A 12,160-nucleotide genomic window follows, 5' to 3' on the forward strand; every position below is an offset into this window, starting at 1 on the left:
AGGGCTGCTCGCCATCATCCTGTTTCGGATACATGGCGAACAGCCTTTTTTGCATCAATGAGTGGAAGCCTCTTCCTGGGGGATGAACCAAGTTCCCCGTTCTGTATGATCTTCAATGACATTCAATTCAAGTTCTTTGACGGACTTACGAATTTTTTCAGCGATTTCTTCAGTCTCGGTAAAAGCGGTGACCCCTAATTTCAGTTGTTCCACTTTTTCACGAGCGATTTGGCTACGGTTTAAAATCATGGCAAACTCTCCTTCCGTGCAAGTCATGATGTTCTCTTTTTATTGTAGCGAAAAATGATGGGGATGGCGAGACTGAGAAACACATAGATATGAAACTTCTGAAAACGTTTCATTTTACAGGCGAAATATAATCAAGTGAGGATGGAGGAGACAGGATGGTCCAACTAAATGTCCGTACAGCATACAGTCCGTTGCAAAGTACGATTCGGATGGATCGTTATCTCGATGAAGTGAAACGACGCGGCTTTCCGGCTGCGGCGATTTGTGAGACTTCTTTGACAGGCGTTCCGGCATTTATGGCAGGCTGTAAGCAACGGGAACTGATTCCGATCGTCGGATTCGAACAAGTCATAGAACCGGATGAACTTACGATTCTATGGTATGCGAAAACAAGCCGTGGATTAAAAGTACTTTACCGGCTGGCCAGTGAAATGCCGGTTGAAGATTACTCGGAGCTGATTGCGGTCCTCGAACCGAAACGTCAGGCACCGGAAGATGAAGCACGCTTGCGTCGTCTCGTCGCCCAGTGGATGGGATCAGCACACAAAGCCAAGATTTTACTTGGTGTCAAGGCAGTCCGCTCGACTGTTGAACGCGACAGCAGGGAACGATACCGTCAAGCGGCAAATGCCCTGGGAATTGAAACGATTCCGATTGATCCCGTCCGTTACCTCTTTCGTGAAGAGGCAGATGCGTTTCAAGCCCTGCGTGCCATTGACGAGGGTACGACGTTCGCTGAACAAAAAATCAGCCGGTCGGCTCATTTTAAACTGACGGAAGAATTACACGATCAATTTACGGACCGGGAACTGCGGTTGTTAAAACGGTGGGCGGAGTCGCAGGATACGTTGACGTTACCGTTTCAATCGCGTCCTCTTCCGCAGGTGACAGATGATTCGAATCACGCCCTGAACCGGTTGGCACACGATGGGTTACTCGCACATGGACATGTCGGGGAAGAAGCGACGAAAAGGCTGCAGTATGAACTCGAAGTCATTGAAAAAACAGGGTTTGCGGACTATTTCCTGATTGTTGAAGATTTAGTTCGCCATGCGAAAAGTGAAGGAATCCGTGTCGGACCGGGGCGTGGATCGGCTGCCGGATCACTTGTCAGTTATGCCCTCGGGATTACGACTGTCGATCCGCTGAAGTACGGTTTGTTATTTGAACGGTTCCTGAATCCGGAACGGATCTCGATGCCTGATATCGATATTGACATTGAAGATGCGCGGCGGGAGGAAGTGCTTGAGTACCTGGTCGAGCGGTACGGCAAGCAACACGTCGGTCAAATCGGAACGTTATCGACTCTTGGAGCGAAAGCCGCCCTGCGTGATGTGGCACGGGTATTGGAATTTTCGAAAGATGAAACCGATGCGGCGGCAAAACAATTGGGAAAAGTGACGACGCTGCAAGGGCTCGAGCAACAAGCATCCATTTACCGTTGGTTCTCGGGCAGTGAAAAACGACGTCAATTGTTACAGTTGGCTCAAGCGATCGAAGGATTACCGAGACAACGTTCGATTCATGCTGCCGGCGTCATCATCGGTTCAGAGGAACTGATCGAGACGACACCGGTTGACTTACATGCAAGTGGACGGTTCGTCACACAATATTTAATGAAAGCAATCGAACAACAAGGTTTGCTGAAGATCGACTTGCTCGGATTACGTAATTTAACACGGTTACGGCAGATGGAGCAGTTGATTCAGCATGCGTACCCTGATTTCTCGGTCGAACGGATACCGGACGAGGACAAAGCGACGTTACGGTTGTTTGCCAAAGGAGAGACGGATCAAATCTTCCAATTTGAATCGGCAGGGATGAAACAGACGCTGCGCGAAGTCAAGCCGAACCGATTTGAAGATTTAGTCGCAACGATGTCACTGTTCCGTCCGGGACCGATGAAGTTCATCGATCTCTATGCGAAACGAAAAGCCGGTCAACCTTATCAAATGGTTCATCCGATTTTAGAAGAAATTTTAACCGCGACCTACGGCGTCATTGTCTATCAGGAACAAATCATGGAGATTACACGCCGGGTTGCCGGATTTACGCTGGCTCAAGCCGATTTGCTGCGGCGGGCGATTTCGAAAAAAAGCAGTCAGTCTGTAGAAGCGGAAAAGAAACGTTTTATCGAAGGGGCATTGCAAAACGGTTTTGATTTAACGGTTGCCGAAACGTTGTACGATCAAATCGAACGGTTTGCCGGTTATGGATTTAACCGCAGTCATGCTGTTGCCTATACCAAAATCAGTTATGCACTCGGATATATGAAAGCTCATTATCCGCAAATCTTTTCATTGGTATCGATTGATCAACCGGAACGTCTCGTCCGCGTCATGCGGGAAAAACGGCTTCCGGTATTGCCGCCCGATATTTGGATGTCGGATTTCCGTTCGACATTAGAAGGCAAAGGAATCCGGCTCGGAATTCAGACGCTTCGGGGAATTACGGAAAAAGACTTTCATACGTTACGTGAAGCCGCGAAAACCTCGCAGACGATCACACAGTTATTGTCGGCAGTCGGGTGGGGGAAAAAGGAACGGGCGAAGATTGAACTGTTGTTGTACAGCGGGGCATTCGATCGTTCGACTCATGGAGACCGGGGGCTTGCAGAGCAGGAGGTCCTCGACTACTTTACGATGGCTTCAAATACGCTGCTTCCGGACGAACTCGCAAGCCTTGGACGGAGAAAAACAACAACACAAACGAACCGGACAGCGACCGATTGGGCACGTCTTGAGCGCGAGTCACTTGGATTTTGGCTGACCTATTCTCCATTGATGACCGCGATGAAGCCGCCTGTTGAGACGACACATTTCCAAACCATCTCCCTTGAAGGGAATCAAACTAACTATCTGGTTTGTTATATCGAGCAAATCCGTGAATTCAAAACGAAGCGTGCCCAGACAATGGCAGTCATTCATGCCGTCGACGGGTATACGACGGAGGAAGTCGTTGTCTTTCCGCAACAGTATGCCGCGTTTAAACGTTCGTTGTATATCGGAAACGTTCTGTTAATTGAAGTGAAGGTGCAGGAACGTGAGGGAGATCGTCAATTCGTCCTCGAGCGCTTGCGTCCTTTGGGGCAGGACGTCCTATTCGTCAAACTGCCGTCTAAAAATGATCTCGCTGTTCTGGAACGGATGCTCGAATCGGCCCCGGGTGACATTCCGGTCGTCGTTCGTTATGCCGATACGAATGAAACCAAGCCGCTGCCGGGAATTTATGCCGTTCAACAGGAAGAGGAATTGATGGCCCAACTCCGGATTCGCTTCGGGGAAGCGAATATCATTCTGAAAAATGTGCCGCGTTCGAACTAGTAGTAGGTAATAAGATTTGTTATAATAAGGGGTAATTGGTCTGACCAATGACCGCCGGAATAAGGAAATGACGCATGCGTCAGGAAGGTGGTGCTGTACAAAATGGAGAAAAAGCGGAATGCTTTTGAAACGAATATTTCAGCAATCAAAACGATGATCGAACAGGACGGCTTTGTGCCGGGAGATCGAATTCCATCAGAACGTGAATTGGCAGAACGACTGTCGATCAGCCGTCCTTCGGTGCGGGAAGCACTTCGGACGCTCGCTTATCTCGGAATCATCGAGACAAGGCACGGGGGAGGCAGTTTTCTTTTAAACCGGGATGACCATACCTACATTCAGATCATCGCACAATTTTTAGTGACCGGCGATTCAAAATTTGAAGATTTGGCAGGAACACTTCGTTTGCTTGAACAGGCAGCGTTTGTTCAACTCGCAGACGCGTCCATTCTAGAAGCGCACGTCGATTCCGATGCGGCATTTCGGGAAACGCTGATCGCTACAATCGACAATGATTTGTTTGAGCGAATCTGGCGGCAAGTGAATGCCTTCTATCAAAGTTTTGGTCAAGGGGAGCTCTATACGCGAGCGGAACGGGAAGCTTTTCTAAAACGCTCGTAGGAACCACAAGGGGGAACTAACGTGCAAGCATTTTTTCGAAAACCTAAAAAATTTGTCACTCTGACGTCAAAGGAACAGCGGGTCGATGTACCGGTTGGTTTAATGACAAAATGTCCGAAGTGCAAACTGATCCAATATACGAAACAACTCGAAGCGAACTTAAAAGTCTGTGTCTGTGGATACCATCATCCGTTAACAGCGACTGAACGATTTGAACAATTATTTGATGCGGGAACGATTACGTATTTTGATTTACCGGCAGTCAAGGCCGATCCACTCGATTTTCAGGATTATCCTGAAAAGCTGAAAGGTGATCAAGTGCGGACAGGACTTGAAGAAGCGATTGTCTGCGGTGTCGGTCAAGTCAATGGATATCCGCTCGTCGCCTGTGTCATGGACGCCCGTTTCCGGATGGGCTCAATGGGAGCAGCAGTCGGAGCAGCGATTTCGGAAGCAATCCGTTACGCGACAAAAGAAAGATTACCCGTAACGATTTTTTCAGCTTCAGGTGGAGCACGGATGCAGGAAGGAATGGTCAGCCTGATGCAGATGGCGAAATCGAGCTTATTCCTGAAACAGCATTCTGATGCCGGATTGCTGTACGTTTCATGTATGACGCATCCGACGACAGGTGGAGTATCGGCAAGTTTTGCCATGTTAGGCGATTTTAATATCGCAGAACCCGGCGCTTTGATCGGCTTTGCCGGCCGGCGGATCATTGAACAGACGATTCGTGAAAAATTACCGGAAGACTTCCAAACGTCAGAGTTCTTACTGCAGGCGGGACAACTCGACGATGTCGTATCGCGACACGACTTGAAAACCTACTACACACGAATTCTGATGATGCACTCGGAGGGAACCAATCATGCAACCATTTGATCAACCAGTAATCGCATTGCGCGAAAAAATATTAGAACTGCACGATATGGCAGAGACGCAAGGCCTTGATTTCAAAGAAGAACTGAATTTATTGGAAGAGCGGCTGCGTCGGTTAGAACTCGATATTTACGGGAATATGAAAGCGTGGAACCGTGTGCAACTGGCACGGCACCCGGAACGTCCGACGACACTCGATTATGTGCGCTTGATTTGTGACGACTTCATTGAATTGCATGGTGATCGGCATGGATATGACGATGCAGCCATCGTCGGAGGTATTGCAATGCTGAATGGACAAGCCGTAACGGTGATTGGTCATCAGCGGGGGAAAGATACGAAGGAAAATATCCGCCGTAACTTTGGTATGCCGCATCCTGAAGGGTACCGGAAAGCTTTACGGTTGATGCAACAAGCAGTGAAGTTCAATCGTCCCATCATTACATTCATTGATACAAAAGGCGCATATCCCGGCCGTGCAGCGGAAGAGCGCGGACAAAGTGAAGCCATTGCGAAAAACCTGTTTGAAATGGCCGGAATGCCGGTCCCGATTATTTCAATCGTCATCGGCGAAGGCGGATCGGGCGGAGCACTCGGAATCGGTGTCTGCGATCAGCTGTTGATGTTGGAGAACTCCACGTACTCCGTCATTTCACCTGAAGGTGCAGCTGCCCTTCTTTGGAAAGACGCCAGTCTCGCGGAGAAAGCGGCGGAATCGATGCAAATCACGGCGCCTGATTTACTGCGACTCGGGATTGCGGACGGCATCATCTCAGAAGTCATCGGTGGAGCGCATTTAGATGTTTCATTACAGGCGGACAAACTAAAATCTGTTCTAGAACAAAAGCTTGCCCAGCTGACCCGTTTGACACCAGAACAGTTAATCGAGAAGCGTACAGAAAAATATCACCAAATTGGCACATAACCTGCATGTAATCGCTATCATGATTGGCAGTCCTTATTTCGTGAGAGGATGAACAAACTGCTGTAGAAAGTTTATGCAGTCTGCCCTGTTGTAAAACAACAAAACTACGTGCTATTTTAGACTAAGATTAATAGAGAGGTGATTAACGTGAGTTTGAAACGGATTGCTGTTTTAACAAGTGGTGGCGATGCACCCGGCATGAATGCCGCAGTGCGTGCTGTAACACGTAAGGCGATTTTTCATGGACTGGAAGTGTTTGGTGTCTACAACGGATACCAAGGTCTGATTAACGGAGATCTCGTCCAATTGAACCTTGGTTCAGTCGGTGACATCATCCAACGGGGTGGAACGTTCCTGCGTTCTGCACGTTGCCCGGAATTCCGGACTGAAGAAGGACGCGCGAAAGCTGTCGTCAATCTGAAGAAATTCGAAATCGATGCACTCGTCGTCGTTGGTGGTGACGGGTCTTATCGTGGTGCTCAAAAATTGACGGGACTCGGTTTCCCGACGATCGGTCTTCCGGGAACGATTGATAACGACATTCCGGGTACGGATTACACGATTGGTTTCGATACAGCCCTCAATACGGCCCTCGAAGCCATCGATAAGATCCGTGACACGGCGTCGTCACATGAACGGACATATGTCATCGAAGTCATGGGACGCGACGCAGGGGATATCGCACTATATGCTGGATTAGCCGGCGGAGCGGAATCAATCCTGGTTCCGGAACGTCCGGAAGATTTAAAAGAAGTCTTGAACCGGATTCAAAGCGGTGTCAATCGTGGTAAGAAACACTCGATCGTTATCGTAGCGGAAGGTGCCGGACGTGCGCAGGATGTTGGAGACGAGATTGCCAAGGAAACAGGACTTGATACTCGTGTCACGGTATTAGGTCATGTTCAACGTGGCGGTGCGCCGACAGCTGCTGACCGTGTACTGGCAAGCCGGATGGGTGCCTATGCGATTGACATCCTGCTTGAAGGTAAGCAAGGACGTGTCGTAGGTGTACGCGGCGGTAAGATGGTCGATCTTGATATCGACGAAGCATTGGATGAAAACAAACACGAACTGGATCTCGAAATCTTAGAGTTGTCAAAACAACTATCCATCTAAGGTAGACTGACATTCGTCGTATTGGTATAGGTTTTTTATTGGCATTGTGATCGAACAGCCAAACACTGTAGGAGGTTTATGGAATATGCGCAGAACTAAAATTGTATGTACGATTGGACCGGCGTCAGAAAAACGTCTTCCAGAAATGATTGAAGCGGGTATGAACGTTGCTCGTCTTAACTTCTCACACGGTGACTATGAAGAACATGGTGCCCGCATCACGGATATCCGTCGTGCAGCAGAAGAAGCAAACAAATTAGTTACGATTCTTTTAGATACAAAAGGTCCGGAAATCCGCACGCATACGTTTGAAGAAGGTAAAGCCCTCCTCGCACGCGGCAAACAAGTTATCGTCGTCAGCGGTGACGCAAACGAAATCGTAGGTACAGCTGACAAGTTCTCTGTCACATACGACGGTTTATACGATGATGTCGAAGTCGGTTCAATGATTATGCTTGATGACGGGTTAATCGGACTCCGTGTCGCAGAAAAACTCGACAACCGTGAACTTCTTTGCGACATCGAAAACGAAGGAATCATTAAAACGAAAAAAGGGGTTAACTTACCAAATGTAAAAGTTAACTTGCCTGCTTTGACAGACAAAGACATCGCAGACATCGAGTTCGGAATTAAGAGCGACATCGATTTGATCGCTGCTTCATTCGTGCGTCGTGCGTCTGACGTTGTTGCGATTCGTCAATTGCTCGAAAAACACAATGCCAGCCACATCAAAATCTTCCCGAAAATCGAAAACCAGGAAGGTGTCGACAACATCGAAGAAATCATCGCGATTTCTGACGGTTTGATGGTCGCACGTGGTGATCTCGGGATCGAAATTCCGACTGAAGAAGTCACGCCGACACAAAAAGATCTCATCAAAATCTGTAATGATTACGGTAAACCGGTCATCACAGCAACGCAGATGCTTGACTCGATGCAACGTTTCCCGCGTCCGACACGTGCGGAAGCATCAGACGTCGCCAACGCAATTCTTGATGGAACAGATGCCATCATGCTTTCAGGTGAAACAGCAGCCGGGGACTACCCGATTGAATCTGTTCAAATGATGCACACGATTGCGAAGCGTACGGAGAAAATGCTCGACTACAAAATGCTCTTGAAAGATCGTCAAACACGCAGTGAGCACACTGTGACGGATGCGATCGCTCAAGCGGTTACGCATACAGCCATCAACCTGGACGCAAAAGCAATCTTGACACCGACACAGTCTGGTTACACAGCTGCCCGGATTTCAAAATACCGTCCAGAGCCAAACATTGTTGCCGTCACACCGAGCGCGCGTGTTGCACGTCAACTCAACATCGTTTGGGGTGTTTATCCGATCGTTGTCGATCACCTCTCAGACAACACGGATGACATGTTGACACTTGCTGCTGATACAGCAAAAGAAGCAGGATTCGTCACAGACGGTGACCTCGTCGTCATCTCTGCAGGTATCCCGGCTCTTACAGCAGGTACAACAAACATGTTGAAAATTCACATCGTCGGTAAAGAGATCACAAACGGTCGCGGAATCGGTGAACGTGGTGTCGTTGGCGAAGTCGTCATCGCGCATACAGCTGAAGAAGCAAACGCAAAAGCAAAACCAGGCATGATTCTTGTCACGAACTCAACGGATCGCGACATGATGCCTGCAATCGAGATGGCTGCAGCAATGGTCACAGTAGACGGCGGATTGACTAGCCATGCTGGAATCGTTGGTCCTTCACTCGGTAAACCGGTTATCGTCGGTGTTGAAAACGCCATGACAATCTTCACGGATGGTCAACGTATTTCAATCGATCCGTTAACAGGTAAATTGTACAACGCATAATCACTGAAACGGATGTGGCGAAAGCCATATCCGTTTTTTCAAATCGGGGGTTTTAACATGGAAGCCTATCTGTTTTTGATCGGTCTCGTGTTGATCGGTGTCATCGCTCAAAACAAATCATTGATCATTGCAGCTGCTTTTTTGCTAATCATTAAGGCGATTGGTCTCGACGGACGTCTGTTTCCGTCTTTACAGGCGAAAGGCATCACCTGGGGAGTCACGTTGATCACAGCGGCCATCCTGGTACCGATTGCTACGGGAGACATCGGATTCAGGGAACTGTTCAACAGCGTACGGGGACATATCGGTATCATTTCGTTTTTAGCGGGAATTTTTGTCGCAATCATTGCGGCCCACGGTGTGGGTCTGATGAAGGAAGATCCCCTGGTCACGACAGCGTTGCTTGCCGGAACAATTCTTGCAGTCGGATTGTTTCGGGGTGTGCCGGTCGGTCCTTTAATCGGCGCTGGAATCGCGGCTCTTGTCATCGGGATGTGGGACATCATCGTCAAAGCAATCAGCGGCTAAGGGATGTTGTAATAGGGAACAGAATTAATTTTTTGATAATAGTATGCAAGTTCGTTCACTTTTTGGTTAATTTTGTTTATACTAAGAACAGAAACAAGATGGTCTATTCAGGAGCAAACGGTTCGATGTGGGGAACGACTCTTGCTTAGACGTCTTTTTTTCAATACGGAAATGAAAGCGTTTTAAATTTCTGGGGGAAAAAAAGGGGGATTTTTGTATGACACAAACAAAAGGTTTAGAAGGAATCGTCGCAACATCATCGAAGATCAGTTCGATCATCGATGGTCAGTTGACGTATGGTGGGTATACAATTGATGATTTGGCGGAGCACGCCTCATTTGAAGAAGTGGTCTTTTTACTTTGGAATGACCGCTTACCAAAAGAAGACGAACTGAAGCAATTGTCAGAAGCTTTGATTTCTGAAGCGACGGTTGCACCGGCAGTCCTTGAGACATTAAAAGTGGCGCCAAAAACCGCTAACGCGATGTCAGCCATCCGAACGGCTTTGTCACAACTTGCATTATATGATGAATCGGCGGAAGATATGTCGACAGAGGCGAATTACGCTAAAGCCATCAAACTCCAAGCGCAGATTGCGACACTCGTGACTGCATATGCACGAATCAAAAAAGGTCAAGAGCCGGTTGCACCGAAAGCTGGACTTTCATATGCAGCGAATTTCCTCTACATGCTGACAGGCGAAGAGCCGACAGAAGTAGCAGAAAAAGCCTTTAACCAGGCGCTTGTCTTGCATGCGGATCATGAGCTGAACGCTTCAACATTTACGGCGCGTGTCTGTGTCGCGACGTTGTCTGACATCTATTCAGGTGTCACGGCTGCCATGGGTGCTTTAAAAGGTCCGCTTCACGGTGGAGCGAACGAAGCCGTCATGAAGATGTTGGTTGAAATTGATTCAGTTGAAAAGGTTGACGAGTATGTTCATAATAAGTTTAAGAACAAGGAAAAAATCATGGGCTTCGGTCACCGTGTCTATAAGGACGGCGACCCGCGTGCGAAGCATCTCCAAGAGATGAGCCGTCAATTGACAGCACAAATCGGAGAACCGAAATGGTATGAGATGTCAGTGAAGATTGACGAAATCGTCCAATCGGAAAAAGGATTGAAACCAAATGTTGATTTCTATTCGGCTTCGACGTACCATGCACTTGGACTTGATACGGAATTGTTTACACCAATCTTTGCCGTTAGTCGTATGTCAGGTTGGTTAGCGCACATTTTAGAGCAGTATAGCGACAACCGCCTCATTCGTCCACGCGCCGATTATATTGGTGAAACACACCGGACATACGTGTCCATGAACGAACGTTAAAAAGGCGGAGAGGAGAAATCCTCTCCTGCTTTTTGATGACATCAATCATATTCAAGGGGGATTTTACAAATGGCTACAATTCAAGGCGAAAACATTACAGTAACAGACGGAACACTTAACGTACCAAATTCACCAATCATTCCATTCATCATCGGTGATGGCACTGGACCTGATATCTGGAATGCTGCAGTTCGTGTCTTCGACGCTGCTGTCGAAAAAGCATATAACGGCGAGAAGAAAATTGAGTGGAAAGAAGTCTACGCCGGAGAAAAAGCCTTTAACAAAACAGGCAACTGGCTTCCAGAAGAAACACTTGACCTGATCCGCGAACACATCATCGCGATCAAAGGACCACTCACGACACCGGTCGGCGGCGGAATCCGGTCGTTAAACGTTGCGCTTCGTCAAGAACTTGATTTGTATACATGTCTTCGCCCGGTCCGTTACTTCACAGGTGTTCCTTCACCGGTTAAACGCCCAGAAGATACAGACATGGTCATCTTCCGCGAAAACACAGAAGATATCTATGCTGGAATCGAGTACGCATCAGGCAGCGAAGAAGCACAAAAATTACTTAACTTCCTGCAAACAGAGATGGGTGTCAACAAGATCCGTTTCCCTGAAACATCTGGTCTCGGAATCAAGCCGATTTCAAAAGAAGGAACAGAACGTCTTGTCCGTGCAGCAATCGAATATGCACTTGAAAACAAACGCGCTTCATTGACGCTCGTCCACAAAGGAAACATCATGAAGTTCACGGAAGGCGCATTCAAAAACTGGGGTTATGAACTCGCAGAACGTGAATATGCAGAACACGTCTTCACATGGAACCAGTATGACCGTATCAAAGATGAAGAAGGTGCTGATGCAGCGAACAAAGCACAGTCTGAAGCAGAAGCAGCCGGCAAATTGATCGTTAAAGACTCGATTGCTGATATCTTCTTACAACAAATCTTGACGCGTCCAAAAGAATTCGATGTCGTTGCAACAATGAACTTAAACGGAGACTACATTTCAGATGCGCTTGCAGCACAAGTCGGCGGAATCGGGATTGCACCGGGTGCCAACATCAACTACATGACGGGCCACGCAATCTTTGAAGCGACTCACGGTACAGCACCGAAGTATGCAGGACTTGATAAAGTAAACCCATCTTCTGTCATTCTTTCAGGAGAAATGATGTTCCGTCACCTCGGATGGAATGAAGTCGCAGACTTAATCATTCAGTCAATGGAAAAATCAATTGAAGGCAAAGTCGTCACATATGATTTCGCACGTCTCATGGATGGCGCAACAGAAGTGAAATGTTCTGAATTCGCAGATGAACTCATCAAGAATATGTAATCTTGCATAGG

10 protein-coding genes are annotated in these 12,160 nt (G+C 47.8%); 9 read left to right on the top strand and 1 reads right to left on the bottom strand.

Annotated features, from left to right (window positions below):
• Window positions 1-54: 54 nt before the first annotated feature.
• Window positions 55-249, bottom strand: a complete 195-nt coding sequence (locus N7U64_RS00515; protein WP_114595250.1) for a hypothetical protein — start codon at window positions 247-249, stop codon at window positions 55-57.
• A gap of 155 nt (window positions 250-404) precedes the next feature.
• Between N7U64_RS00515 and dnaE the strand changes: the two genes are divergently transcribed.
• The 9 genes from dnaE to icd all read left to right on the top strand — a co-directional run bounded on the left by dnaE (window position 405) and on the right by icd (window position 12,149).
• On the top strand, window positions 405-3,572 hold the full coding sequence (gene dnaE, locus N7U64_RS00520; protein WP_318927860.1) for a DNA polymerase III subunit alpha: 3,168 nt from the start codon (window positions 405-407) through the stop codon (window positions 3,570-3,572).
• Window positions 3,573-3,674: 102 nt separating this feature from the next.
• Window positions 3,675-4,193: a FadR/GntR family transcriptional regulator gene (locus N7U64_RS00525; RefSeq protein WP_318927861.1), complete on the top strand. Its 519-nt coding sequence runs from the start codon at window positions 3,675-3,677 to the stop codon at window positions 4,191-4,193.
• A 21-nt stretch (window positions 4,194-4,214) separates the two neighbouring features.
• Complete coding sequence (gene accD, locus N7U64_RS00530; RefSeq protein ID WP_290827357.1) at window positions 4,215-5,075, top strand: acetyl-CoA carboxylase, carboxyltransferase subunit beta; 861 nt, start codon at window positions 4,215-4,217, stop codon at window positions 5,073-5,075.
• Window positions 5,062-5,997 carry an acetyl-CoA carboxylase carboxyltransferase subunit alpha gene (locus tag N7U64_RS00535; RefSeq protein ID WP_290827355.1) on the top strand — a complete coding sequence of 312 codons (936 nt, stop codon included), beginning with the start codon at window positions 5,062-5,064 and terminating at the stop codon, window positions 5,995-5,997. The genes accD and N7U64_RS00535 overlap by 14 nt, the downstream gene beginning before the upstream one ends.
• 153 nt (window positions 5,998-6,150) lie before the next feature.
• The gene (gene pfkA, locus N7U64_RS00540; RefSeq protein ID WP_285801107.1) at window positions 6,151-7,113 is read left to right on the top strand and encodes a 6-phosphofructokinase; all 963 of its coding nucleotides are present in this window, start codon (window positions 6,151-6,153) and stop codon (window positions 7,111-7,113) included.
• Between the two features lie 85 nt (window positions 7,114-7,198).
• Window positions 7,199-8,947, top strand: a complete 1,749-nt coding sequence (gene pyk, locus N7U64_RS00545) for a pyruvate kinase (RefSeq protein ID WP_214763313.1) — start codon at window positions 7,199-7,201, stop codon at window positions 8,945-8,947.
• Window positions 8,948-9,004: 57 nt separating this feature from the next.
• Window positions 9,005-9,475, top strand: coding sequence for a DUF441 domain-containing protein (locus N7U64_RS00550; protein WP_318927863.1), 471 nt, complete (start codon window positions 9,005-9,007; stop codon window positions 9,473-9,475).
• Between the two features lie 217 nt (window positions 9,476-9,692).
• Window positions 9,693-10,805, top strand: coding sequence for a citrate synthase (gene citZ, locus N7U64_RS00555; RefSeq protein WP_214763320.1), 1,113 nt, complete (start codon window positions 9,693-9,695; stop codon window positions 10,803-10,805).
• Between the two features lie 69 nt (window positions 10,806-10,874).
• Window positions 10,875-12,149 carry an NADP-dependent isocitrate dehydrogenase gene (gene icd / locus N7U64_RS00560; RefSeq protein ID WP_012371077.1) on the top strand — a complete coding sequence of 425 codons (1,275 nt, stop codon included), beginning with the start codon at window positions 10,875-10,877 and terminating at the stop codon, window positions 12,147-12,149.
• Window positions 12,150-12,160: the final 11 nt, after the last annotated feature.

Source organism: Exiguobacterium sp. K1, assembly GCF_033721435.1.
Taxonomy (GTDB): Bacteria; Bacillota; Bacilli; order Exiguobacteriales; family Exiguobacteriaceae; genus Exiguobacterium_A; species Exiguobacterium_A artemiae.